Source organism: Arthrobacter sp. ISL-95 (assembly GCF_018613695.1).
Lineage (GTDB): Bacteria > Actinomycetota > Actinomycetes > Actinomycetales > Micrococcaceae > Arthrobacter.
The window spans coordinates 573240-597061 of record NZ_JAGGPR010000003.1 but is presented as its reverse complement, the minus strand read 5'-3'; the positions used below and the strand labels follow the sequence as shown (position 1 = coordinate 597061).

Sequence of the window (23822 nt, the reverse complement as noted above, 5' to 3'; positions counted from 1 at the left end):
CCTTATTAGCAGGGCTGTGCTAAGAAACCTTGGCGGCGGAGAGGCCGGCCAAGTAGTCAGCAGCTTTGTCCGGGTACATGAACCAGTTCTGGAATTCCGGCGGGTGGTTGAAACCATTGGCGAATCGGTGCGCGATGTCCGGCTCGTTGTTCGCAGCGCCCAGGAGCTCCAGGACGTGGGGCGGAGGCGGAGCCAAGAGGGCATTTGTCCAGTGTGCAACGTGCTGCGCATAATCCCAATAGCGCTCAAACGTAGCCTGCATGAAGCCTGCATCGAAGACGCCGGATCCGTGCTGGATGATGCTGGCCAGATACGACGCCGCGCACTTGCTGGCGTTGTTTGAACCCTGCCCGGTGATGGGATCGTTCAACACCACGACGTCGGCCAGGCCCAGTACTTGCCTGCCGCTGGGCAGCGTAGCGATCGGGTGGCGGACGGTAGGAGCGAAGCGACCCTGAAGCACGCCGTTGGGATCGGTCAGTTCCACATCCGTGGCACGCTCGGCTTCCCACGGCAGGAACATACTGAGGATGTTTTTGGAGTTCTCCAGGTGTTCCTCGGGGGACAGGCCCTTCCACGTGTCCATGGGGCCACCCGGAACTCCTTCGAAGACCATGATTTCGCAAGGGCCGGACGTAGTCAGTGCCGGGAAGACGAAGTATTCGCCAACACCGGGGATGAGATTGAACGAGACCGCGGAGTACTCTTCACGCGGCCTCAGGCCCTTCACATAGGTCAGGGCCAGTGCGCGCTGCGGTGCATCGTAGGTGCTGCGGTCGGCGTCGCGGGTGAACAGTTGGGCGATCTCACCCTTGCCGGCCGCCACAATCACCAGATCCGAGTTCTGCGTGTATTTCTCCAGCTCAGCTACGCTGGCATCTTCGAACACCAGCTCGCCGCCCCGCGCGGTGAACTCCTCCATGAACTTGGGGAACTTCACCCGCTGATCGATGGACTTGGCGTGGTTGTCCAGGCGGGAAGCCCAGCTGATGGCCTTCTCGCCCGGCAGCTCGGGGTGGGGGATGGTGAAGGAAATACCGTCCACGGTGGGCGCGTCCGGCCAGAAATTCAGCCCGAGGGCGCGCTCGTGCTCCAGCGCGTTATGGAAGATGCACTGGCTGGAGGCTACTTTGCCTTCCTGGATTTCCTGCGGTGTGCGATTGGAGATGGTGGTGACCTGGTAGCCGGCGTCGAGCAGGCCGATGCCGAGTTGCAGTCCGGACTGGCCGGCGCCGACGATGGTGATGTGGCGTTGCGTCATGGTGTTGCCCTTTTCTCTTGGTCTGTTTGCAGTCTGGGTCTGGTTGCGCTTGTCAGTTGGCGGCGAGGAGGGGGATGGTTTCTTCGGCGCGTTCCGGCCCCAAGGCGGAGTAACCGCCGTCGACGGCCCAATCAGCGCCGGTCACGAAACTTGCCTGATCGCCGGCGAGGAACGCGACGACGTCACCCACCTCGTGAGGGCGGCCGACGCGCTTGAGTGCGTGGAACGGTGCAGCCACGGAATCTGTCTTCTCAAGGTTCCCGTTGCTGAGGGAGTCCATGATGTTGCTCCACACCCAGCCCGGGCTGACCGAGTTAACCCGGATGCCGTCCGGTGCGAAGTCCACGGCCATGCTGCGGGTGACCTGGACCAGAGCTGCTTTGCTGGCGGGGTAAAGCCATCGTCCGGTTTGTGCCACCGAGCTGGAAATGGAGGTGAAGTTGATGATGGCTCCGTGCCCCGAAACCTTGAGGTAGGGGCGGGCCGCGTTGCTTGCCACCACGGCGCTGACGAGGTTGACGTTGAGTGCGTCGAGCCAGTCGGCGCGTCCGGAGGCCGCGCCGTCATCCTTGTAGGTGCATGCGAGGTTAACCAGGATGTCCAGGCTGCCGTACCGGGCTGCGGTCTCGCTGACCAGTTGGTTCACGGCAGCATCGTCAGTGATGTCAGCGTGGGAGTAGGTGATCCCTTCGCCCAGCCCGGCGGTGAGTGAGGCGCCGTTGGGGTCTATATCAGCAACCACCACCGTGGCCCCGGCGTCCCGCAAGGCGGTGACCACGCCTTGCCCCACCTTGGTGGCTCCACCGGTAACAATTGCTGTCCTGCCCTTGAGTGCTGACATGTGCCGAACCCTTTCGCGTGGAGATGATGCTGTTACGAAGATATGACGTGCGTCATATTTGTCCTGTAAGCGACTCTAGGCAGGGGCTGCCGGTGGGAATATCCACTTGGCGCGAGGATCATCCAAATTACGCAGGGTCTTCCTCTTCTTCATGCCAACCAACCCAAGCCGCGGAAGTGAGTCGGGTTTCCCTGGCCTGCAGCTCCGCCGCCCAGAGTTCGAAGTGACTCCGGTCCCATTCGTCCCGGCGGTCGTGTACAACCTTGATGTTCTTCACTTGTCCTCACCTCGCTTCCACGACTGTTATGGTTCTGTGAGCTGCGTCATACTTGTCTTAAAAGCGACTCTAGAGAGCCGCTGCACTCCGGAATATCCACTTGGCGCGGGGATCATCCGAAAGGCGAAAAGCTGCAAAATACCGTTTGTTATGTGGACTGCAAATACCCGTGAAGTAGGTGGCGGATGGTCAGAATTCTTGCCCGTGATGTTTTGCGGGGGCAGCCAACAATGGCCACAACGGATGTGGACGAGGCACATGCCAAGATCGCGGAATTGTTCTGCAGCCATGAGCTCGCCCCGCGGACGCGTGCATCCTTGATGGACATGAAGCTACGTTCACTCCACCGCGGCGATGTTGGAATCGAGTTCCTGGACTACGGGGCTGACGTTCGGATCGAACCCGAAGGCCTGCAGGACTTCCACCTTGTGCAGATCCCGCTGGCCGGGCACGCTTCCATGCAGGTGGGCGCCCGCACCGTGGAATCCAGTCCCCGCATGGCTACTGTTCCGCCCATCGACCGTCCATTTTCCATGAGCTGGGACAGCGGTAGCCCGCATCTGATTGTCTACGTAAGGCGCTCTGCGCTGGAGAGGGTAGCCGGGCAGTTGTACGGCAGCAACGCTGTGGACTTGGGCTACGGTATGGACCTTTCAGGTGCCGCCGGCCGCGCGTTCTTGAGGTCCGTCGTCGAGCTTCATGACGACATGATCAGCCAACCGCTTTCCACTGCTCCCGTGTTCGTTCAGGGCTTGCTGGCGGATGGCATGGTGTCACGCTTGCTGATGGCTATGGAGTTGCCCGGCGATGAGACCCGGGATATGGAATCCGAAAGCCGCTTGGTCCGCGAATGCAGGGAGCTGTTGGAACGGCATGCTTTTGAAGAGCTCACCGTGCCGGACATCGCCGAGTGTTTGGGTGTCTCGGTCCGAACACTGCAAACGGCCCTTCGGGCGGAAACCGGAGCGACGCCGTCGGAGTTATTACGCAGTATCCGGCTGGACCGTGCCCGGGAAATGCTTCTCGAAGCGAGCCCCCGCGAGCAGAGCGCCACGGCGGTGGCTGAGCTATGCGGCTTCACGCACCAAGGGCGCTTCTCTGCGCTCTATGTGAAGGCTTTCGGGGAGCTGCCCAGCGAGAGCCTGCGCCGCTAGGTAGGGGGCGGAGACTATTCTGAATCGCGCAGAATGCGGGGCAGGAATCCCAATTGATCCAATTCCCGAACCAGAAGTGGCGTTAGTTCACTCGGGGCCAGCCGAAGCCGGTAGGATCTCTTCCCCTTGGCGATCGGTTCAATGACGCCGCGGTCCAGGAGCTTTCGAATGTCTTGGCTTCGTGTCGCAGCTGAACCTGCGAATGCTGAACTAAGGTCTGCGGCCTTCACATCAACTTTGCGCGCGATGATGGTCAAGGCCAGGGCTTCGTCCGCCGTGAAGCGCGACGAGGCGAGGCCTCTTGCGATTGCGGGAACCAACAGACCTTCCGTAACGAAGTCCTTGTCACCGAGTTTCGCCAACCTTCTGAGGTCTGTCAGTAGTCCTTCGAGGACATACGTCGACCAGCGAATCAGGGACTCGGGTTCGAGGGAGTCGGCGTCTTCGAGTCGTTCGTAATAGAGGGCGCGGTTCTCCCCAAATACGGCCGTTGGGTTCAGCGCCCGGTATCCGGCGGTGTCGGAGAACCCTTGCCGCCGCATGGCGGCGTAAGTCATGAGTCTCCCGACGCGACCGTTGCCATTGCCGAAAGGATGAATCCAGACGAACCGATGGTGGGCGAGCGCAATCTTGAGGAGCTCGTAGTTTTGATCTACGTCCGCATTGATGAAGTCGAGGAGTGCCGTCATGTCTCCGTGCACGCTCCCTGGCGAGGGTGGCCGGTGCGATGAGCCGCTGATGGTGACATCGGCGAGCCTGTAGGCGCCAGGTGTGCGGTCCCCTTCGCGTTCCAAACCGGCCACGGAGATGCGGTGCAGCTCCCGGACAAACCCGTGCGTCAGTATCGTCCCCCGGCCGACGGCGGAGTCGACGAAAGCCGTTGCTTCTTGGAGCTGGACGATCTCTTGAACACCGTCGTCCCGCTTGATGTCGGCTCGGTCCGCGAGCTGAACGCCTGCAACAGCATCCACAATTGACGTGCGATTGCCTTCGATGCGTGCGCTCATGATGCTCGACAGCAGTTGAAAGAGTGTTCGCAACTGCGTGAAGACCTCGGGAGCGGTGGTTCCTTCACCTAAATCTGCGCGAACCCGTTCAAGGTCGATGATGGCTTTCGCCAGTGGAGAGCTAAAGGGGAACTCGGGAAAATCGAGTGGGTTCACGGGGAGAATTTTCTAGAGAGGTTTCCAACAATTAAGAGCATGGTCCGATTATCCCCTAGAAATCAATGATTTTGCTAGATCCGGCCCGTGCAGGATTTAAATTATCCGGGTCCAACAATTAAGGCGCCTGCGCCGCTAACTAGGCCTCCAGCACGTACGTCTTCAGGTCGTCCAGCGTCTGCTGCATGTGAGCATCCATGGCGAGGCGTGATTCGTTGGGATTGCGCGATTCCAAAGCGGCCGCGATCTTCCGGTGATGGCCGATCGCGTGTTCCTGGATCTCAGGGAAAGCCGAAGTCTCGGTGCGTCGGGCCTCCAGGACCCGGTGAAGCGGTTCGAAAAGCACTGCGACGAACACGTTGCCGGAGGCGTGGAGAATCACATCGTGGAAGCCGAGGTCCGCTTCCACGAAGGCAGCGAGATCGTTGACTTCGTGGGCGGCCTGCATCTTCTCGACGTGCTCTTTGAGCGTCGCGAGCTCATCATCCGAGATGCGCTCGGCAGCCAGTTCACATGCCCCGGTTTCAAGCATGCGGCGGAGTTCGATCAACTGGATCGCGGCAGCTGCGTCCTTGGTTCCCTCTGAGGCCGCGCGCAATACGGCTTCCAGCGACGCCCACCGATTGAGGGGATTGACGAAGGTTCCGCGTCCGCGTTCGACGCTCAGGATTCGCTGCGCCTCAAGGGTTTTCATGGCCTCGCGCACTGTCATGCGGCTGACCTCGTGCTTGGCGCTGAGCTCCAGCTCGCCGGGTACCACTGTGCCGGGCGGAAACTCGCCCGCGATGATCCGGTCCAGCAGTTCATCGGCCACGACGCCCACCAGCGACTTGCGTGCCATGTATCCCCATTTCCTGTACTTCAGACCGCCCGGCCCCCCGCGGATTTCCCGCGGGACGGGTGGTTGTCAGACATCTTACGCTGGGTGTGGCCAGCTTGTTTCCCACAACCCGGTGAGTGCCGCTGCGCATTCTTCGGGCTGCTCCCAGTGGACGTTGTGGCCGGCGCCGACGATGACTGTCAACCGCCGATGCGGGCTTTCGGCCACGAACGCGCGCATTTGCTCCATGGGCCGCACCCGATCGTCGGTACCGGCGATCACCAGCAATGGAGCGTGGACGCGCCCAGGCACTGAGGGTTCGACGCCGGTCATGGCCGCCAACGCGCTGGCGGACAGGACAGGGAAGGGCACATCGAACCCCTTGCTGAGCCGCTCCACGTCTGCCGCGGACAAGTCCCCGTACCAGGCGTTCATGAGCTTGGCCTTGGTTCCGGAGTCAAAAAATCCTTGGTCCAGCTGAGACCTGAGCACCTCTTTGAATCCCTGGTTCTGCGGCACCGGGGCCATGCCCACCAAGGTCAGCGAGGCCGCCAGGTCGGGGCGGGCTGCCGCAAGGGTCAGTGAAACACTTCCACCCATTGAATGTCCCACCAGGTGCACGGGACCTTGGTCAGCGCCACGGGCATCAAGGGCTGCCGCCACCGAAGCCGCTGCCGAGTCCAGCGTCCACTCGAAGTCCGGCGGCAATTCCTCGCCCGGGTGGTAGCCGGGGAGGTCCAGAATCCAGACTTCACGTCCGGCGTCGAGCAGTTTTCTGGCGAGGGGTTCCCAGTACACGGAACCGGATGCCCATCCGTGGATCAGCACTGCGGGAACAGGCTGACCATCGGGAATGGCGGGCGTGAGGACATGCACGAACGGGAGCGGGACAACACTGTCAGCCATCCATCCAGCTTAGTGATGCGCCACACCTTGCGTGGTGAAGGGCCTTATGTCACACTAATTCAAATGTTAGATGTCTGACATCTTACATTCACCAAACCGCTACAGAGATTTCCCACGATGGAGTGCACAGTGACCCTTGAAGCCGACGCTTTGGCCGCTTTCCCGGCGGAAGTCCAGATTCCCGCTCAGTTGGTTGCCGACGCCGTTACGGCGTCGTCGGCGGCCGCACCAAAGATCCTGGTAGTCCTCGACGACGACCCCACGGGAACGCAATCCGTGGCTGATCTCGCGGTCCTCACCCGCTGGGAGGTTGCAGACTTCACGTGGGCCTTCACCCACATCGGCGAGCACCAGACCAAGCCTGCCGTGTACGTGCTCACCAACACCCGCAGCCTGGACCCGGCCGAAGCCGCAGCGCGTAACGAGGAAATCGTCCGCAACGCTCTGGCCGCAGCTGCCGGCAATGTCCGGCTCGGTTTTGTCAGCCGCAGCGACTCCACCCTCCGCGGCCACTACCCGCTGGAACCGGACGTCATCGCCGCCACCGTAGCCGCCGAGACCGGTGAAGCCACCGACGGCGTGGTAATCGTCCCGGCCTTCCCCGACGCCGGCCGCGTCACCATCGGCGGCATCCACTACATGCGCGGCACCGGAGAAAACGCCGGCTCCCTCACTCCGGTAGCCGAAACAGAATTCGCCAAGGATGCCAGCTTCGGCTTCGCGAACTCCGAGATGGCCAAGTACGTGGAGGAGAAGTCGCTAGGCCGGTTCCCCGCCGGCGACGTCATCGTCCTGGACCTGAACATCATCCGCGCCGGAGCCTCCGCGCAGGACCCCACCATCTCCGCCAAGGCGATCGCCGATGCCCTTGAGCCTGCCACCAATTCCACCCCGATCGTGGCAGACATCGTTACTGAGAATGACTTCCGCGCCCTCGCCCTTGGCTTGGAAGAAGCAGAACGCCGCGGCAAGAAGCTCCTCTACCGCGTAGGCCCGCCCTTCGTCAGGGGCCGCATCGGCCAGGAAATCCGCACCGCACTGACCTCCGCAGAGGCCTTCGCGGGCAACACTCCCTCCACAGCGGGAGGCCTGATCGTGGTCGGCTCCCACGTCGGCGTCACCACACGCCAGCTCAACGCCCTGACGGCAGAACACAGGGCGGCGCGGATCATCGAGGTCGACGTCGAGAAGCTCATTGCCGGTACCGAAACCGCGGGTGAAGCGGAAGCTGACGCCTACATCGGAACCGTCGTGTCCGACGTCGTCGACGCCCTCCACAACGGCGACGTCATCGTCCACACCAGCCGCCTGCTCATCAAAACCGACGACGCCGCAGCGAGCCTGAAGATCGCCCGCACCGTTTCCGCCGCCGTCGTCGCAGTGGTGAACCGGACGCTGAAAACCTTCCCGCCGCGGTTCGTGATCGCCAAGGGCGGCATCACGTCCTCGGACGTCGCAGCGCACGGCCTGGAAATTCGCCACGCGATTGTCCGCGGCCCCATGCTGCCGGGCATCGTCTCCCTGTGGGAGCCGGTGGACGGCCCGGCCAAGGGCATCCCGTACATCGTGTTCGCCGGAAACGTGGGCGACGACCAATCACTGACCGAAGTCACCCGCAAGCTCAGCGCCACTTTCTAACAGCAATAATTCAATGGAGAACACCATGACCAGCAGCAACTACACCGTCACCGTCCTGGGCCTCGGCGCCATGGGCCTGCCCATGGCAACCCGCCTCGCATCCGAGCTCACCGTCCACGGGTTCGACATCGCCGAACCGCGCCTGGAACTCGCCGCCGCGGCGGGCATCAAGACCTTCGCCTCAGCCCGTGAAGCTTCGCAGGACGCCGACGCGCTGCTCCTGGCCGTCCGCAACGGCGAGCAGCTCAACGATGTCCTCTTCGGCGAGAACGGCGTGGCATCGGTTCTGAAGCCGGGTGCTGTAGTGATCCTCGGCAGCACCGTGGGCACCGAGGCCATCCCCGCCACGGTGGCCAAGCTGGCCGAATACGGAGTGGCCCTCGTAGACGCTCCGCTGTCCGGCGGCCCCAAGCGTGCCGGCGAAGGTGACCTGCTGATCGTTGTCGGCGCTGAGCCCGAGGCACTCGAAAAGGCCCGCCCCGCACTCGAACTTCTGGCCTCCACGCTGAGCATCGTGGGCGACAAGCCCGGCGACGGGCAGGCGCTCAAGACCGTCAACCAGCTCCTGTGCGGCGTCCACATCGCCGCCGCTGCAGAAGCCATGGCCCTTGCCGACGCTCTCGGCCTCGACCAAGCCAAGACCCTCGCCGCCCTGGAAGCAGGCGCCGCCGGTTCGTTCATGCTCTCCAACCGTGGCCCGCGCATCCTTGAGGCCTACTCCGAAGAAGGCGCTGAGGTCCTCAGCCGCCTCGATATTTTCGTCAAGGACATGGGCATCGTGGGTAAGGCAACCCGGGCCGCAGGCCTCGCCGCACCCGTTGCCGCCGCTGCTGAACAGCTCTACCTTCTCGGTCAGGCGCAAGGCCTTGCCGCCGCCGACGACTCTGCCGTCATCAAGGTTGTTGCGCCCGCAAAGCGCACCGTCTAAGCACCCCACCAGAACGCGCGACGACGGCGATCCCCCCTTCGCCGTCGCCGCCACCTCCCGCCGGTCTTCTCTAGACTGGTATGTCAAAGGAGACACCCCCAATGAATCCCCTCGTCAACTCCTTGATGGTCCAGGCGGCCGATGCGCCACCGATCAAACCCGCTGTGGAGCTCGGAACACCGCTTCTGCTGACCATCGCAGCAGCCGGTATTGCCCTGCTGCTGGTGCTGATTATCCGCTTCAAAATTCAGGCTTTCGTGGCCCTGCTGGCCGTTAGCATCCTGGTGGGTGTTGCCGCGCAGATTCCGCTCAAGGACATCTTCACCGTGGTGACCACCGGCGTTGGAAGCACCATGGGCAAGGTCGCTTTGCTGATCGCCCTCGGCGCCATCCTCGGCCGCATGATCGAGGTTTCCGGTGGGGTGCAATCACTGGCCACCCACTTCACTGAGAAGCTCGGCGCCAAGCGCGTCGCTGTCGCGCTGACCGCCGTCGGCTTCCTCGTAGCCATCCCCGTGTTCTTCGAAGTGGGCGTGATCGTCCTCGTTCCGATCGTTTACGCCTTCGCCAAGATCGCCAACGTTCACCCCATCAAGTTCGGCCTGCCCATGGCCGGCATCATGCTTTCCATCCACGTGGCTGTTCCGCCGCACCCGGGCATCGTTGCTGGTGCAGGCGTATTTGGTGCGGACATCGGGCTCATCACCATGATCTCGCTCATCATCTGCATCCCCCTTGGATTCCTGTCCTACTGGGTTGCCAGCATCATGAACCGCAAGGACTACGAGCTTCTCCCCGGCGTCAAGCAGCAGGTTGAGGAGTTCGGCTCCGACTCCCTGGTCCACGTTGGCCACGACGGTCCCGGCGCCCGCGCAATCGCCCCTCCGCGTCCCGGACTGATCATGTTCCTGATCGCCGCACCCATCGCCCAGATCCTCCTCGGCACCGTCGGCACGCTGACCATTCCCAAGGACAATTACTGGTACGGCGTGGCCGCGTTCGTCGGCAATCCCTTCTTCGCGCTCCTCGTTGCCGTGGCCCTCTCCTTCTTCCTGCTGGCCGTCCGCCGTAACTGGTCGCTCAAGGAGACCGGCGAAATCTTCGAAGGTGCGTTGCCTCCCATCGCCTCCATCCTCATGGTGGTTGCTGCAGGCGGCGTCTTCGGTGAAGTCCTGCGCACCTCAGGCATCGGCGCCGCGTTGTCTCACACGCTGGACAGCCTTGGCCTGCCGGTGATTGTCCTCGGATTCATCATCTCCCTGGCACTGCGCGCCGCGCAGGGTTCGGCCACCGTGGCTATCGTGACCACCACCGGCCTGCTCACTTCCGCGGTGATGGAGGGCGGTTACACCCCGGCCCAGATCGCCGTGATCGTGATCGCCATCGGTTTCGGTGCGCTGGGCCTGTCCCACGTGACGGACGCCGGCTTCTGGACTGTGATCCGCTACTACGGCCTCACCGTGTCCGATGGCCTCAAGACCTGGACCGTCCTCACCACCATCCTGGGCTTGGCCGGCTTCGCGCTGACGTACGTCGCTTGGATCCTGGTAGGAGGCCTGGCCCACTGATGCGCACCAAACTCGATCACCTGGTCAACGCTGCGCTGGCATCCGGCTCCGCTGTTCCGGCCTTCACTTGCTACGACTTCACCACTGCCCTGGCTGTTATTGGCGCGGCGGAGGAAGCCCGGCTCGGCGTGATACTGCTGGTCGCTCCGAAAACTGCGTCCACACCCAACGGCCTGCGCCTCATCGCGGCCCTGCGTGGTTTGGCCGACGACGCCGCGGTGCCGGTTTCTGTCCAGCTGGACCATGCCTCGGACCTCCACGTCATCCTCCGCTCTGTGGCCGCGGGTGCGGACGCCGTCCTGGCCGATGGCTCGTCCTTGCCCTACGAGGACAACATCGCCTTGGTCCGCAAGGTCCGTGCTGCGCTGAATGCGCAAGGTGCAACCGACGTCGTGATTGAGGCAGAACTTGGCGGCCTTGCAGGCGATGAGGACAAGGCGTTCGGTTCTGAAGCTTCAACGCACGACGCCGGTGCTCCCGTTGCCGGGCTCACCAACCCTGTGCAGGTGGCCGACTTCGTGGAGCGGACAGGTGCCCAACTGCTGGCCGTGGCCGTGGGCAATGTGCATGGAAAGTACAAGGGCGAGCCAAACATCCGTTGGGACGTGCTGCAGGACGTGGCAGCTATGACCGACGTCCCGCTGGTGCTGCATGGCGCGTCCGGAATCCCCGCCGGCGAGCTCGCTAAGGCTCCCTCCCTGCGGGTCGGCAAAGTGAACTTCAACACCGAACTGCGGACGGGCATCCTGGCCACGCTGGAATCTGAAACCGCAGCGCACCGGGCCGATGGCGAGAATCTCCAAGGTCTGCTGGCCCGATGGAACGGCACGGCTGCGACCTTCGCCGGCGCCACGTTGGAGTTGCTCAGCGCCTGACAGCCGAACTCAAGAACACCGGGAGGCTAGGATCAAAACATGATCCTGGCCTCCCTGATTTTTGCGACGATTGCCGCCCTGCTCCACGTCTACATCTTCACCATGGAGTCCATTACCTGGACCAAACCTAAGACTTGGAAAACGTTCAGCATCACTTCCCAGGCCGACGCGGAAACTACCAAGCCGCTCGCGTACAACCAGGGCTTCTATAACCTGTTCCTCGCCATCGGCGCCTTAATCGGCATCATCGCGGTAGCCACGGGCGCAACCCAAGTGGGCTGGACCCTCATCTTCAGCAGCTGTGGCTCCATGCTCCTGGCCGCTCTTGTGCTTGCAGCAAGCGGCAAAAAGTACCTCCGCGCAGCTACTCTCCAAGGCACCACGCCGCTGCTCGCCGTCGTACTTGGTGTGCTGGCAGTAACGCTGGGCTAGGAACGCTGGACTTTCCTAGTGCTCCGGCGGACCGGCCTGGGCTGCGGCGTCGTCCATCCAGAGGACTTCCCAATGGTGGCCGTCCAGATCACGGAACGCGCGGCTGTACATGAATCCCATGTCCATGGGGTCGTAGGTTTCGGAACCGCCGGCTTCGAGTGCTTTCGCAGCCAGGGAATCCACGTCCTCACGGCTCTCGGCTGAAATGGCGACGATCGCCGCCGTCGAGTTTTGTGTGTCCGCAATGGGCTGCTTGGTGAAATCACTGAACTTTGCATGGGTCAGGAGCATCGCATAGATGGTGTCGCTGATGACCACGCAGGCAGCGGTCTCGTCGGTGAAGTTCGGGTTGATGGAGTAGCCAAGGGCCGTGTAGAAGGCCTTGGATGCTTCGAGGTCGCTGACGGGCAGGTTCACGAAAATTGACGTAGTCATGCGCCTGATCCTGCCGGTGTTTCGACGCCCCGTCCAGACCCTTCCCTCCACAGCGGAAGGGGCACCACTGACAAACTGCGTCCGGACTCGTCAAGAAGATGGCCCAGGCGCTTGTATGTCCTCACCACCGCCTGCCGTGAAATCACCGAACTGCCCGGTGCCCGTTGAGCCAGCTCCCGCTCGAACGCTTGCGCTTCCAAATAGTCGCGCACCCACAAGGTGACCACCAGGTTCTGCGTACCCAGGACTTGGGCGCTGAGGCGACAGTTGGATTGCGCAGCGAAGTAGCGGCCTACGTCGTCCACGTATTGCGCCGGGATGTTGAGCATGAGGGTGACCTCCCGCAGGCCCCTGTTTGCTGCAGTGGAGGCGTCGCACCTCAGCGTTATGTAGCCGGAAGCGAGGAAACGCTCCACCCGCCGTCGGGCAGTCTGGGGTGAGACGTTGCAGGCAGCGCCAAGTTCCGCCCAACTGGCCCGGCCATCTTTGGCGAGCTCTTCCAGCAGCGTGGCATCCAATCGATCAGGGGAATAGCCGGCGGGGGCTTCCTTTGTTTGCGTTGAGACCTGCCGCGCACGTCCGGGTTCCAGCGTGCCGCTGCGCCATTCCGAGGCTTGGCGGTACAGCTTGGTAACGAAAACCACCTCGCGATGCGTGACACCTGGAAGCTTGGGAAAAGAACCAGTGATGATGTCCATGAGTTCCTCATGGCTGGATGCAAAGCAATCCATAAAGACGTCGTGCGAGCCGGTGACCATGGACACTGTGCCAAATGCAGGCTCCGCACAAAGCCGGCGAATGAGTTCCTCACTTTCGCCTGGCAGTGAGGAGAGTTGGATAAAGGCAGACCAACCCGCGCTGAGATAGCGCTGACCGGGAGATGGCGTGATCCATGCCAGCCGGCCCTCGGCCAAACTTTGCCAACGTCGCGCGACAGTGGGTCCTGAGAGTCCAAGAGCATCCGCAACCCGACTCCATTCCGCCCGCGGGTTGATCTGGAGCGCGTTAACGATTTCAAGGTCAAGCTCCGAGATTATGGCTGATTCGTTCAATATTTCCTGCTTTTAGTAGGTTTTAGACAATTCCATGGCCAGTGTAGACGACGATCGTAGCGTTGTGACTCGCATCACCGCCCAGTCGTCCACCAAGGCTCAAGACCCCAAGGAAGCACATGGCAAGCAACATAGCCCCTCCAACCACGTCAGCCATGACCCGCAGGAGCATTGCAGGAATGATCCTGGCGATGGCCCTCATCGAATCACTCAGCGGCGTGACCCAGGGGTACCTGAATCCCATCCTGCCCGCGCTGGGACCCGTCTTCGAGATTGACGACCCCACCATCAACGGCATTTTCCTCATCTCCAACGTCAGTTTCGCCGTTCTCACCCCCATCATTTCGAGGCTTGGCGACAGCTACGGATACCGCCTGGTGTTGCGCTGGTCCACCGGAATTGTGACCGCCGGTGTGCTGCAGATGGCGTTGTGGCCGTCGTTGTGGACGGTGACGCTCGGCGTCGTCATGCTGACGTGCGTGGTGGGTTTCATCCCGCTGATGATGGGAATCCTGCGAGTCACCAGCCCTGCACACACGCGCACTGGTGTCAGCGTCATGATCGGCATGCTAATGATCATGGTGGGAGGCGGCGGTTTGCTCGCCGGAATTGTCGGCGTCACAGACCCGACGCTCGGATTTTGGGTGGCGGTCCCGTTCGCGGTGGTCGCTTTCGTTTGCTCCTTCTTACTGCCCGACGCCGGGGTCCCGACCCGTGAGGGCGTCGCCCTGGCACCCCTGCTGGCATGCTCGCTGGGTCTCATTGGTTTTGTTGTGGCGTTGTCGATGGCACCGGAATGGGGTTGGCTGGATGCCCGCACCCTCGCGGTCGGCCTGTTGGGGCTCGCCCTGCTGGCCTTCTGGGCCAGGCGCGACTACAGCGGTGCCGCCGGACAGCGATTCATGGACCTGCGCATGCTGGCTACGCCCCGGATCCGCGCTATCTCTCTGGCCACGTTCTTCTTCGGCTTTGCTTCCATCAGCTATTTCGGAACCAACGGTATTTTCCTGCACTCCAACCCGGACAAAACGGGTTATGGGTTCGGCCTCAGTCCGCTGATGATCGCGATTGTCCTTGCCCTGGCATCCGTACTTTCCCTGGTGTCATCCCTGCTGACAGCACGCGCGCTGCGACGGTTCGGTGAACGGGCCACGCTGGTCTTTGCCGGTGTTCTGCTGGCAGGCGGGTTCTTGGTCATGATGTTCGCGCACGGATCCTTTGCCGGATACTGCATCGGCTTCGCTATGTTCAATTTGAGCTTGGGAATGTACCAAGCGGGCACTCGTTCGCTGTCCGTGGAAGGTGTTCCTTTGGAGGAAACCTCAACGGCCGCCGGACTCAATGAGTTGGCACTTTCAGTCGGCATTGCGGTTGGCGCCGCTGTGGTGAAGCTGATCTCTTCCGCATCCGTTGAGTCCGGACGCATCACCGAATCCGGATTGCTGACCATCTGGGGAGCCCTGGGTGCAGCGGCGCTGATCGCTGCCGCGGCCAGTGCCCGGTACCCGAAGCGACAGGCTGCTGAGGTGACGGCATGATGGCCGGGCTGAGCAGCGGGACCCAAGGGCCCGCCGTCGTGCTTTCATCCCCAGCCAACATCCACTCCATCCTGGGCAGCGAGGTGGAGCGCTGGACACCTGAAATCCTCGATTTGAGCCACGCCATCCATGCCGACCCGGAGCTTGGCGGCCAGGAATTCCGTGCGGTCAAACGGGTCAAGGGGGTCCTCCGTAAAGCAGGCTTCACCTTCGATGAAGCGCAGCCTGAGGAGCCCACAGCATTCAGTGCACGCTTCGGATCCGGCGAGCTTATGGTGGCGCTGTGTGTGGAGTACGACGCCCTGCCCGCCATCGGCCATGCTTGTGGCCACAACGTCAACGCGGCCAGCGCCGTGGGAGCGGCGCTGGCGTTGGCCGCGGTGGCCGAGCAACTGGACATCTCTGTCAAAGTTCTCGGCACGCCCGCGGAAGAGACCACCGGCGGCAAAGTGGACCTGATTGATGCAGGCTTCTTCGACGACGTCTCGCTGGCCATGATGGTCCACGCCGGTGCAGCGGATGTGGTGGGTGGATCGTCCCTGGCCATGTCCATGTGGGATGTGCTGTTCGAGGGGCGTCCGGCCCATGCGGCGGCGGCGCCATCTGAAGGAGTCAATGCGCTGGATGCGTTGGTGGTGGCGCAGTTGGCGATTGCTTTGGCTCGGCAGCAACTGCCCGTGGGCTCCGTCGTGTCGCTGATCGTCACCGAAGGCGGCAGCGCCGTCAACGTTATCCCTGAGCGCAGCCGGGCGAGTGTGGAAATGCGGGCACCAGGCATTGATCAACTGCGCGTCATCCAAGACAAAGTTCGGCGCTGCTTGGAGGCCGGTGCCCATGCGAGCGGATGCACACTCCGGGTGACGCCCTCCGGAAACGACTATGCGGAACTGCGCCAGGACACATATCTGTCCACGGCTTATCAGGAAGCGATGAAAGCCAAGGGTAGGGACGTTGCTTTCAACGCCGATCCCGTGGCCTCGACTGACATGGGAAACGTTTCGCAACTGGTGCCGAGCATCCACCCGATGGTGGGTTACGACGTGCGTGGCGCCGCGCATCACACGGCGGAGTTCGCAGCCTTCGGCGCATCGGCAGGAGCTGACAAAGCGGTGTTGGACGGATCCTTTGGACTGGCAGCAGCGGCATGCGCCGCTGCTTTGGACCCGGCACAACGGGAGCGCTTGCTGCAAAGGACGCGCAGTTGGAAACGCAGCGCCCCGCCTGCTGGCCCAGCCCGTCGCCCGGGCGGACAATGAAGTCAGCACGCATGTGCGTGCCACTGCAGGGGAGAGCCATGGAAAAGGGCGTGAATCCTCCCGCCGGCCAAGCAACGGCTGTGCAACGGGACCCCGTAATCGACCTTGTCCGTTTCACTTGCCTTCTCCTGGTTGTCGCGGCGCACTGCATGATGGTCAGCCCTGTCCGGCTAAAGGATGGGACTGTCAGCACCGGGAACGTGCTCATGGAGCAAGGCTGGTTTACCCCTGTGGCATGGGCCCTGATGATCGTTCCCTTGTTCTTTGTTCTGGGCGGCGTGACCGGGCTGCAATCGTGGCGGCGGCTGAAGGCGCATGGCGGCACGGGTTTCGATTTCGCGCACTTGCGGCTCCTGCGCCTGGTCCGCCCGGCCATGGCTTTGCTGGCGGTCATGTGGGGAGGGCTGTGGGTCGCGCTGCTGCTGGGTGTCCACCCTCAGGTCATCCAGTTGATGACCGCCGGCGCCGCGATGCCCCTATGGTTCCTGGCGGCTTACCTCACCGCCCAGCTCAGCATTCCCCTGCTGGCGCGGCTTCACCAACGTGCGCCGTTTCTGACCTTCGGCGCGCTGGTGACCCTGATCATCACTGTCGATTCCCTTCGCGGCGCCCTTCCCGTCCTGGCGTTCGCGAACATGATCTTTGTGTGGTGCGCCATCCAGCAACTGGGCTTTCTCATGACTGACGGCTTCTTCGAGAACCGGAGCCGCACGTGGCTCGTTGGGGCAATTGTGTCCAGCAACCTTCTGCTGGGACTGGTGACCGGTGTGGCCGTGTACCCGGGCAACATGGTGGTGAACCTGAACCCGCCCAATCTCTGCCTGCTGCTCCTGGGCATTTCGCAGGCCGCGACGCTCCAGATGTTGCAAAACGGCATCCGGGGGATTGCTGACGCACCTTGGATTCGGGCAATCATAGCCTTCGCGGGACGGCGTTCCATGACCGTCTACCTGTGGCACCTGCCGCTCCTGGTGGGCATGTCCGGGTTGCTGCTGCTCACCGAAGTGCCCAAGCCGCTGGCCGGGACGGCAGACTGGTGGTGGGCACGTATACCCATCTTCTTCGCGGTGGTCACTCTGTTGGTCCCCGTGGTGTGGCTTTTTGGTCGCCTGGAGAACCGTCCGACGGCGGCCAGCCACGCCCGGGGTCCGTCGCGTGCCGCTGTGGTGACGGCCGCCGTCGTGGTTTTGGTCCCGGTGGCTGACGCCGCTTTTAACGGTTTAACTCTGGCACTGCTGGGCGGGGGAGCGGCTTGCTTCGCTCTTGCCGTCCTTCTGCTTGGCAGGGTTCCGACGCCGGTGCTGCCACCGCCGGTGCGTGAGAGTACGGAACTACGCGCGGGGCGATGGCGGACGTTGCCAGAGCCGGATTTACGTGCCAATCTCGAAACATGACCGAGTACACGGATTCACTGGCAGAGTCGTTCCGCCCTGGCGTCACCACGGTGCGCAATGACAAATTTCACCGCTACGAGCTGCATGTGGACGGAGAGGTGGCCGTGATTTCCCAGTTCATGGACAAGCCCGGTCATATCGACTTCATTCACACTGAAACGAAGCCCGGGTTCGAGGGTCAGGGCTTGGCAAAAGTACTGGCGCATTTTGCCTTGGATGATGTGGTGGCGTCCGGAAAACGCATCATCCCGCATTGCCCTTACATTGCCGCGTACTTGAAGAAGCACGAGGGCTACGAGCAGGATGTGGATTGGCCCGCTGAAAGGCCCGTGGGTCAACCGAACAACGAGTAGCGGTCAGCTGTTTTGCGCTGCCGGGGTTGGTCTCAAACGGTCAGTCCCGTCGCATTCCGCTGAGCGAGACCATGGCGTCGTGCTCATCCAAAATGACGCGTCCCCGGCACGTGGCCCGGACCCGCATAGCGCTGACCAGGCTTCCCCCGTGGAGGTAATCGGAGTCTGCGACCACGTAGGAGAAGCTCCGCATCACTGATTGGCCGGGCGCCAGAAGGCTGATTTCAAGGTCCCCCGGCACAGGTTCTGCTGTGTAGTGAAGTGCCTCCATGCCCTCGTTGGTAAAGGAACGCGGTATCAGTGTGACGTCCCGTAGGTAGCTGGCCGAGTCATTGGTGATCCATGCCGTGAAAATGACGGTATCGCCCGGAATGGCCCATGGCCTGTCCGCTCCGTAAACCAAGGCGATATGGCCCGCATTCCTCTTTCGGGTAAGCAGGCCGGAGCGGTAGTGTGGCAATCCCTGAACCACAACGCTCTGACGCCGTGGGCCCTTCTTGTGGAGAGCGCGCGTCATCTCAAGAGGGGGCGCGGGCGCCGGATGGCCATGATTCCTCGAATCGCTCCAGGGGGTTGGAAGTTCATGCCTGACTAGTGCCGCGAAGTGGGGAATCGTGATGCGAAGGAGGCAAAAAGAAGAGTTCTCTACAGGTATGAAGAGCCCAATTCAAGTCAAACGGCATCTGATGTCACACTACTGTTTATGGATCAAGTATTTTCGGTAAATGCAGATAGGGCCTCCCCAACCCTGGCGATGGCCGCTGAAAGCGATCCCCACATCATGTCCATGGTGCGCCAGGGGGTCACTGAGGCCTTCGATGTTCTCTATGAGCGGCACGTGAAGATCGCCCAATACGTGGCCCGTTCCCAGACGGACAATCCCAGCGATGCCGACGACGTCGTGGCAGAGTCTTTCGCCGCCATCTTTCAGTTGTTGACCGAGGGCAAGGGGCCAAAGGAGTTCTTCCGCTCCTATCTTTTGACTGTGGTACGCCGCACGGCCCACGATCGGAACCGCAAGGCCCGCCGAATGCCGACTGCTGCCGACGACGCCGTCCTGGATTCCGCCGTCCTGGACGCCGACCCCGTCCTGAGTAACCTCGAGTCCAGCATCATGGCGAAGGCGTTCAAGTCCTTGCCCGAACGCTGGCAGGCTGTCCTCTGGCACTTGGATATCGAGGGCCTGAAGCCCGCCGCTGCCGCCCCGTTGGTGGGCCTTACTCCCAACGGCGTCTCCTCATTGGCCCTCCGGGCGAGGGAAGGGCTGCGCCAGGCCTACCTTCAGCAGCACATCAGCCAACCGATGGGCGAGGGCTGTGAAGAGTACGCCATCCAGTTGGGAAAGTACGCCCGGAACGCCCTGAAACGCACGTCTGAGGAGAGGGTCAGAGCTCACCTGGATGGCTGTGCCAAGTGCACGGCTCTGCTGATGGAACTCAATGATGTTCAGGGCGGCATGAGGGCCATCCTGTTCCCCTTGGTGACGGGCATCGCCTTCAGCCCAGCCGCGCTTGCCGCGCTGGGATCATCAGCCATAAATGCAGCAGTTTCGCCGGCGTTTTCAGCCCAAGCCGGTACCGTCGTTGCGCGCAGTGTTGGCCAAGTATGGAAGGTGACGGCGGCAATCGTCGTGGGAGTGCTGGCACTGGTGGGAGTCCTGGCATGGTTGCTTCAACCGACTGCCGCCACCGAGTCCGCTGTGGCAGGTGACGCCGGTGAGAAAGTCCCCCCGGTCCACGCAACGTCCGCGCCAACCACCCAACCTACGACCTCCGAGCCCGCCACAACGCCTGGTCCCGCCGGAACACAGGGGGCCGACGCCACGGCGGCGCCGAATCCCACTCAGGCTTCCTCCGCAGAGGCGCCCGCGCCCGCTGAGCCGCAACCCGCCGTCGTTACGCCGCCAGTGCAGGGGAAGCGCAGTGCCGTGGTGGTGGGCTCCGGTACGGTGTCGTCCACGACGACCCCCGCGGCTTCCGCGTCAACGTCACCTGTGACTCACACGGTTGATGCGACGTTCGCCTCAGCTGCCGGCCCAGGCCCAGCGGAACGGGAGCTCCGAGTGGAGTTTTCGCTGGACGGCGAGGGGTCGCCCACTACGGGTGAAGCGGTTTTCACCCTCCCGGACCAGGCGACTTTTGTGGCAGGAAGGACTGTTGCTCCGTCTGGTTGGACCTGCGCCAACCCTGCTTCTGACCCGCGGCAAGTTCGCTGCGTCGCCTCTTCACTGACCGCTCATGATCTGGACTTCAAGCTGGGGGTTACCGTGCCGGATAGCGCAGGCGGTGGAATGCTGAATTATCAGTTTGGCGGCCGAGGCATCGCCAGCAAGTCCTTCGCCAACGCATATCACTAGGCGCTTTGTGCCCGTCCCGCATCCTCCGGGCAGTCAGCTGAAATCTTTCTCAAAGAATTTCGGATATCCGCGTCACGATTCCCCAACTGCCCGCACTAAGAGTTCGGGTCCCCTGTGTTTTCGGTGCCCTCCGTTGGATCAATTGAACATTCAACGGCAAGAAATTTGGTTGAGCGCACTGAGGATGGCCCATGAAGGACGCACGTCCGCACAAGCTGTTGGCGAGCCTGATCGTTACGGCGATGGTGACGCTGGGGCTGGGCGGGGCTTCGATGCCGGCTGCCCTTGCCTCAGTGCCGGGAACACCCGGCGTGGCCCAAACAGGCACCACCGTCTATGGTGAGAGCTTCTCAAACGAGGACGCCACTGCAGGCGCCATCAGCATCCTGCGTTACCAAGGCGGCCCCGAAGCAGCCGATGTGACGTACACGGCCGATACGCCCTACACGCCGGCCGGCGGAGAATGCGACGGTTGGATACTGAACTCCTCCACGCCGTTGCCGACGTCCGACTCCGGCTGCCTCATGAACCAGCCGGCGGGTTGGGAGCAGGTCCGGCAGATGGCAGTTGCGCTTGGCTTGGCACAGGGGCAAAGCCCGCCCCAAGCTGCCGGAAATCAGGTGTTGTCCGAGTACACCAACAGTGCCTTTGGAAGTATCGCGGCCGGTGTCCAGTTCCGGACCGAGCGGAACGCCGCCCCGGCAATAGCGGGCCACTACTACGCTGTTTCCGCATACTTCGCCCAAGTGAACTGCCATGCGGCACACGCAAGCCAGACCTTCAGTCTCCTCGTCAACGGGACGCGGCAAGTCCTCAGCGCCGGGCTGGACCCCTGTGGCAGCAGCAACCAAGCCAGCGTTCACGTCACCAAGCTGCAATCCGCCCCCTACCAAGTCCCGGTTGGCACCACCAACCCCACCCTTGGCCTGGAACTGCGGAATGAGACCACCACCGGCGCCGGCAATGATGTGGCTTTTGACCTCCCGCAGATTGTGGACGTTACTCCGCAGCTGGACACAGCGTTTGTTCCCGCCTTGGTGAATCCCGGCGGAACGACCCGGATGACGCTGACTGTCACCAACACCGACGAGCTAACAGCGAAGGACGACTGGTTCCTGACGGATACCCTCCCAGCCGGAATTGTTGTGGCCGGAACCCCTAACCTTGGTGGCACGTGCGAACAAGCCCCGGGGACCAACCCTTTTGTTCGGACCGCGGTGGGCGGAAGCAACTCTATTTCCGTGACAGGCGGCGATATTGCGCCGGGTATGACGGCGTGCACCATCACGGTGGACGTCACCGCTGCTGCGGAGGGAACATACGTTAACGGTCCAGCCACCATGGTCACCAATCTGGCCCCACCTGCGGATGCTGCACTGACCGTCCGCGCCCCGCGTCTGACATTGAGCACCGCCTTGAATGCCGCACGGTTGCTGAATGAGGACCAATTCACCACCGAAATCCGCACAGGTTCGGCCGATGGGCCTGTGGTCAGTAGCAGCGCGAACTCCACCACCCGGGGCTCCGGCGCCACGATCGCTGCAGGCACCGGCACGACGGGCGAGTACGTTGCAACAGCGGGTGCAACGTACTACCTCACCCAATCAGGCTCCAACCTGTCCGGATATGACAAAAGCATCACCTGTACTGACGCCCGCGGTCTCCAGCCGGGCCTGCCCAACGGCGCGGCCTTCGCCGGTTCTCTTGCCATTGTTCCCGTTGCCGGTGCCGATGTCAGCTGCGTCCTGACCAACACTGCCACCTCCGCACCGGGCATGGAATTCGCGTTCTCCGCCGATGCTTCCGGGGTCCGTTCACCTGCAGTTGTGGGGGACCGGATCAGATATTCGTTCACGTCGAAGAACACGGGTAACGTGCCTTTGGCCGACGTCGCAATCGATGCTCCCAAGTCTGGTCTATCTGCCGTGAGCTACGCCTGGCCGGGCACGCCCGGCGTACTTCTTCCCGGCCAGAGGTTGATTGCAACGGCGACGTACGCCATTACGCAGGCAGACATCGACGCAGGTCACGTCGCCAACCGGGCTTCGAGTACCGGACATCCATTCGCGGGCTTGCCCGTCGCTCCTCCTCCCAGGGATGCGGATATCCCCCTGGTGATGGCGCCTGCGATGCAGTTCACCGGATCTTCTCGGAAACTTGATGCGGACGGGTTGTCCAAGGTTGGCGACATCATCAGGTACAACTTCGCCTCGACGAACAGCGGTAATGTCACGCTCAAGGACGCGCGGATCGAGGCTCCGCTGGCCGGTCTTTCCGCCTTGTCGTACACCTGGCCGGGTACTCCGGGCGTACTTCTCCCGGGCCAAACGGTAACGGCTGCGGCAAGTTATGCCATCACCCAAGTGGATGTCGACGCCGGCCATGTTCTCAGTGGCGCTACCGCTACGGGTACTCCGCCCTTGGGACCTTCCGTAACACCTCCGCCGAGTAAAACGGACACTCCATTGAACGCGGCCTCGGGTTTGGAGTTCACGATGACTGCAGGCGCTTCTGCCCTCGGAGACCCAACACAGGTGGGCGAGGTGATCGTCTACAAGTTCACACTGCACAACACCGGGAACGTGCCCTTGACGGCCGTCGCGGTCAATCATCAGACGCCGGGCCTACCGGGTCCGGACTATGCCTGGCCCGGTGCTGAGGGAACCCTGCTTCCCGGTGAAACTGTGACCGCTACGGCAAGCTATGCCGTCACGCAGGCCGACGCCGACGCCGGAATGTTCACCAGTGCGGCCACAGCCACAGGGACGCCTCCCTTGGGGCCGCCGGTTACTACGCCACTTGCACGCGTACTTGTGACCTTCCCTCAGGACGATACGGACGCGATTGGGCCGCCGACGGCGGAAACGGCACCTGCAGGGGGTAATGGCGCAACGGGTATGGCACCTGTGGCGGGTATGCCCGGAGCCGGGGCAACATCGGAGCCGGAAACTTCACCTTCCGGAAGTGCTGTTTCACCCCACGCTTCGGATGTCCGTGGTCTGTCTGAGGGATTCCTCGCCTCTACCGGCGTTGTCCTCACGGTTCTGCCCATTAGCCTTCTGGTGGTCGGACTGGGGCTGTTCATGTTTGTGGCGGGACGCCGCAGGGGCTCACGGTCTGTTTAGGGCCGCTTCTTTTGCCACTGAACTGCATGCCAGAACAGGAGGGCCGCGGTCAGCAGCACTCCGCCCAGGAGTACGTACGGGGTGTAGGACATCAACATGAAGCTCAGCTGTGGCGAGGTATTGAACTGGGTCGGTCCTGCCATCGCGGCCGCTGCTTCGCTCAGAGCCCACAACCCGAAAATGATCAATGCCGCATCCAGCACCCACAGCGCAATGATGAACGGGTTGATTGAACTGCGCTTCCGTGCCGGGTCCGGCTGCTCGGGCACATGAGGGCTGACCGCGGGCACTGCGTTGCCGTGTTCGTCGATTTCGCGGAAACCGATGCGCTCGTGAATGTGGTCTTGCATGGGGTCCCCCAACCGCTGGCAGCCGATAGTCCTTGCACTCTACTCCCTGCCCGATCCGGGCCGCGGCCAAAAAAGAGTGCCATATTTTGCACGCTAAACA

22 protein-coding genes are annotated in these 23822 nt (G+C 62.4%); 12 read left to right on the top strand and 10 right to left on the bottom strand.

Translation table 11 applies throughout. From position 1 onward, the window contains the following. Nucleotides 1-19: 19 nt before the first annotated feature. The 3 genes from J7I86_RS05150 to J7I86_RS05140 all read right to left on the bottom strand — a co-directional run bounded on the left by J7I86_RS05150 (nucleotide 20) and on the right by J7I86_RS05140 (nucleotide 2379). Nucleotides 20-1261, bottom strand: a complete 1242-nt coding sequence (locus J7I86_RS05150) for a styrene monooxygenase/indole monooxygenase family protein (protein WP_214816394.1) — start codon at nucleotides 1259-1261, stop codon at nucleotides 20-22. Nucleotides 1262-1313: 52 nt separating this feature from the next. Next, nucleotides 1314-2102, bottom strand: coding sequence for an SDR family oxidoreductase (locus J7I86_RS05145; RefSeq protein WP_214816391.1), 789 nt, complete (start codon nucleotides 2100-2102; stop codon nucleotides 1314-1316). A gap of 127 nt (nucleotides 2103-2229) precedes the next feature. After that, complete coding sequence (locus J7I86_RS05140; RefSeq protein ID WP_214816388.1) at nucleotides 2230-2379, bottom strand: hypothetical protein; 150 nt, start codon at nucleotides 2377-2379, stop codon at nucleotides 2230-2232. A gap of 230 nt (nucleotides 2380-2609) precedes the next feature. Here J7I86_RS05140 and J7I86_RS05135 point away from each other — a divergent pair, with 230 nt between their 5' ends. Next, nucleotides 2610-3533 (top strand): AraC family transcriptional regulator, encoded by a 924-nt coding sequence (locus J7I86_RS05135; protein WP_286179314.1) that lies wholly within the window; start codon nucleotides 2610-2612, stop codon nucleotides 3531-3533. 14 nt (nucleotides 3534-3547) lie between these two features. Here the strand turns inward: J7I86_RS05135 and J7I86_RS05130 are convergent, their stop codons facing one another. From J7I86_RS05130 to J7I86_RS05120, 3 genes are all read right to left on the bottom strand, one after another. Further along, a complete protein-coding gene (locus tag J7I86_RS05130; protein WP_214816383.1) occupies nucleotides 3548-4696 on the bottom strand; it encodes a Fic family protein in 1149 nt (382 codons plus the stop codon). A gap of 139 nt (nucleotides 4697-4835) precedes the next feature. Then, nucleotides 4836-5537, bottom strand: coding sequence for a FadR/GntR family transcriptional regulator (locus J7I86_RS05125; protein WP_214816380.1), 702 nt, complete (start codon nucleotides 5535-5537; stop codon nucleotides 4836-4838). Nucleotides 5538-5612: 75 nt separating this feature from the next. Then, nucleotides 5613-6422 carry an alpha/beta fold hydrolase gene (locus J7I86_RS05120; RefSeq protein ID WP_214816377.1) on the bottom strand — a complete coding sequence of 270 codons (810 nt, stop codon included), beginning with the start codon at nucleotides 6420-6422 and terminating at the stop codon, nucleotides 5613-5615. 129 nt (nucleotides 6423-6551) lie between these two features. On the opposite strand from J7I86_RS05120, the gene J7I86_RS05115 reads away from it, so the two are divergent. From J7I86_RS05115 to J7I86_RS05095, 5 genes are all read left to right on the top strand, one after another. Beyond that, nucleotides 6552-8060 (top strand): four-carbon acid sugar kinase family protein, encoded by a 1509-nt coding sequence (locus J7I86_RS05115; RefSeq protein WP_214816375.1) that lies wholly within the window; start codon nucleotides 6552-6554, stop codon nucleotides 8058-8060. A 25-nt stretch (nucleotides 8061-8085) separates the two neighbouring features. Then, nucleotides 8086-8988 (top strand): NAD(P)-dependent oxidoreductase, encoded by a 903-nt coding sequence (locus J7I86_RS05110; RefSeq protein WP_214816366.1) that lies wholly within the window; start codon nucleotides 8086-8088, stop codon nucleotides 8986-8988. A 101-nt stretch (nucleotides 8989-9089) separates the two neighbouring features. After that, a complete protein-coding gene (locus J7I86_RS05105; RefSeq protein WP_214816363.1) occupies nucleotides 9090-10556 on the top strand; it encodes a GntP family transporter in 1467 nt (488 codons plus the stop codon). Beyond that, a complete protein-coding gene (locus J7I86_RS05100) occupies nucleotides 10556-11431 on the top strand; it encodes a class II fructose-bisphosphate aldolase (RefSeq protein ID WP_214816360.1) in 876 nt (291 codons plus the stop codon). Before J7I86_RS05105 ends, J7I86_RS05100 begins: the two co-directional genes overlap by 1 nt. A gap of 39 nt (nucleotides 11432-11470) precedes the next feature. Next, nucleotides 11471-11863: a DUF1304 domain-containing protein gene (locus J7I86_RS05095; protein WP_214816357.1), complete on the top strand. Its 393-nt coding sequence runs from the start codon at nucleotides 11471-11473 to the stop codon at nucleotides 11861-11863. A gap of 15 nt (nucleotides 11864-11878) precedes the next feature. On the opposite strand, the gene J7I86_RS05090 is transcribed toward J7I86_RS05095, so the two are convergent. Together J7I86_RS05090 and J7I86_RS05085 are read right to left on the bottom strand one after the other, a co-directional pair. Next, nucleotides 11879-12298, bottom strand: coding sequence for a VOC family protein (locus J7I86_RS05090; protein WP_214816353.1), 420 nt, complete (start codon nucleotides 12296-12298; stop codon nucleotides 11879-11881). Then, nucleotides 12295-13350: an Lrp/AsnC family transcriptional regulator gene (locus J7I86_RS05085; protein WP_214816350.1), complete on the bottom strand. Its 1056-nt coding sequence runs from the start codon at nucleotides 13348-13350 to the stop codon at nucleotides 12295-12297. The genes J7I86_RS05090 and J7I86_RS05085 overlap by 4 nt, the downstream gene beginning before the upstream one ends. A gap of 119 nt (nucleotides 13351-13469) precedes the next feature. Here J7I86_RS05085 and J7I86_RS05080 point away from each other — a divergent pair, with 119 nt between their 5' ends. The 4 genes from J7I86_RS05080 to J7I86_RS05065 are packed head-to-tail and all read left to right on the top strand — an operon-like array spanning nucleotide 13470 to nucleotide 17891. Beyond that, a complete protein-coding gene (locus J7I86_RS05080; RefSeq protein WP_214816347.1) occupies nucleotides 13470-14888 on the top strand; it encodes an MFS transporter in 1419 nt (472 codons plus the stop codon). A gap of 38 nt (nucleotides 14889-14926) precedes the next feature. Further along, a complete protein-coding gene (locus J7I86_RS05075; protein WP_214816344.1) occupies nucleotides 14927-16144 on the top strand; it encodes a M20 family metallopeptidase in 1218 nt (405 codons plus the stop codon). A 38-nt stretch (nucleotides 16145-16182) separates the two neighbouring features. Further along, complete coding sequence (locus J7I86_RS05070; RefSeq protein ID WP_214816341.1) at nucleotides 16183-17538, top strand: acyltransferase; 1356 nt, start codon at nucleotides 16183-16185, stop codon at nucleotides 17536-17538. Continuing rightward, nucleotides 17535-17891: a GNAT family N-acetyltransferase gene (locus J7I86_RS05065; protein WP_214816338.1), complete on the top strand. Its 357-nt coding sequence runs from the start codon at nucleotides 17535-17537 to the stop codon at nucleotides 17889-17891. Before J7I86_RS05070 ends, J7I86_RS05065 begins: the two co-directional genes overlap by 4 nt. A gap of 40 nt (nucleotides 17892-17931) precedes the next feature. Here J7I86_RS05065 and J7I86_RS05060 read toward each other — a convergent pair whose 3' ends face one another. Next, nucleotides 17932-18408, bottom strand: coding sequence for a hypothetical protein (locus tag J7I86_RS05060; protein WP_286179311.1), 477 nt, complete (start codon nucleotides 18406-18408; stop codon nucleotides 17932-17934). A gap of 186 nt (nucleotides 18409-18594) precedes the next feature. On the opposite strand from J7I86_RS05060, the gene J7I86_RS05055 reads away from it, so the two are divergent. Together J7I86_RS05055 and J7I86_RS05050 are read left to right on the top strand one after the other, a co-directional pair. Then, nucleotides 18595-20247: a sigma-70 family RNA polymerase sigma factor gene (locus tag J7I86_RS05055; RefSeq protein WP_214816335.1), complete on the top strand. Its 1653-nt coding sequence runs from the start codon at nucleotides 18595-18597 to the stop codon at nucleotides 20245-20247. 191 nt (nucleotides 20248-20438) lie between these two features. Further along, complete coding sequence (locus J7I86_RS05050; protein ID WP_214816331.1) at nucleotides 20439-23372, top strand: hypothetical protein; 2934 nt, start codon at nucleotides 20439-20441, stop codon at nucleotides 23370-23372. On the opposite strand, the gene J7I86_RS05045 is transcribed toward J7I86_RS05050, so the two are convergent. Next, nucleotides 23369-23722: a hypothetical protein gene (locus tag J7I86_RS05045; protein WP_214816328.1), complete on the bottom strand. Its 354-nt coding sequence runs from the start codon at nucleotides 23720-23722 to the stop codon at nucleotides 23369-23371. The two genes, J7I86_RS05050 and J7I86_RS05045, sit on opposite strands and share 4 nt — an antisense overlap. Nucleotides 23723-23822 lie beyond the last annotated feature (100 nt).

Excerpts from the sequence above, each read along its gene's own strand:
- J7I86_RS05100 (WP_214816360.1), top strand. The coding sequence starts at position 10,556 with ATGCGCACCAAACTCGATCACCTGGTCAACGCTGCGCTGGCATCCGGC.
- J7I86_RS05135 (WP_286179314.1), top strand. The coding sequence starts at position 2,610 with ATGGCCACAACGGATGTGGACGAGGCACATGCCAAGATCGCGGAATTG.
- J7I86_RS05105 (WP_214816363.1), top strand. The coding sequence starts at position 9,090 with ATGAATCCCCTCGTCAACTCCTTGATGGTCCAGGCGGCCGATGCGCCA.
- J7I86_RS05095 (WP_214816357.1), top strand. The coding sequence starts at position 11,471 with ATGATCCTGGCCTCCCTGATTTTTGCGACGATTGCCGCCCTGCTCCAC.
- J7I86_RS05125 (WP_214816380.1), bottom strand. The coding sequence starts at position 5,537 with ATGGCACGCAAGTCGCTGGTGGGCGTCGTGGCCGATGAACTGCTGGAC.
- J7I86_RS05080 (WP_214816347.1), top strand. The coding sequence starts at position 13,470 with ATGGCAAGCAACATAGCCCCTCCAACCACGTCAGCCATGACCCGCAGG.
- J7I86_RS05065 (WP_214816338.1), top strand. The coding sequence starts at position 17,535 with ATGACCGAGTACACGGATTCACTGGCAGAGTCGTTCCGCCCTGGCGTC.
- J7I86_RS05060 (WP_286179311.1), bottom strand. The coding sequence starts at position 18,408 with ATGACGCGCGCTCTCCACAAGAAGGGCCCACGGCGTCAGAGCGTTGTG.
- J7I86_RS05110 (WP_214816366.1), top strand. The coding sequence starts at position 8,086 with ATGACCAGCAGCAACTACACCGTCACCGTCCTGGGCCTCGGCGCCATG.
- J7I86_RS05145 (WP_214816391.1), bottom strand. The coding sequence starts at position 2,102 with ATGTCAGCACTCAAGGGCAGGACAGCAATTGTTACCGGTGGAGCCACC.
- J7I86_RS05045 (WP_214816328.1), bottom strand. The coding sequence starts at position 23,722 with ATGCAAGACCACATTCACGAGCGCATCGGTTTCCGCGAAATCGACGAA.
- J7I86_RS05150 (WP_214816394.1), bottom strand. The coding sequence starts at position 1,261 with ATGACGCAACGCCACATCACCATCGTCGGCGCCGGCCAGTCCGGACTG.
- J7I86_RS05090 (WP_214816353.1), bottom strand. The coding sequence starts at position 12,298 with ATGACTACGTCAATTTTCGTGAACCTGCCCGTCAGCGACCTCGAAGCA.
- J7I86_RS05055 (WP_214816335.1), top strand. The coding sequence starts at position 18,595 with ATGGATCAAGTATTTTCGGTAAATGCAGATAGGGCCTCCCCAACCCTG.
- J7I86_RS05050 (WP_214816331.1), top strand. The coding sequence starts at position 20,439 with ATGAAGGACGCACGTCCGCACAAGCTGTTGGCGAGCCTGATCGTTACG.
- J7I86_RS05070 (WP_214816341.1), top strand. The coding sequence starts at position 16,183 with ATGGAAAAGGGCGTGAATCCTCCCGCCGGCCAAGCAACGGCTGTGCAA.
- J7I86_RS05120 (WP_214816377.1), bottom strand. The coding sequence starts at position 6,422 with ATGGCTGACAGTGTTGTCCCGCTCCCGTTCGTGCATGTCCTCACGCCC.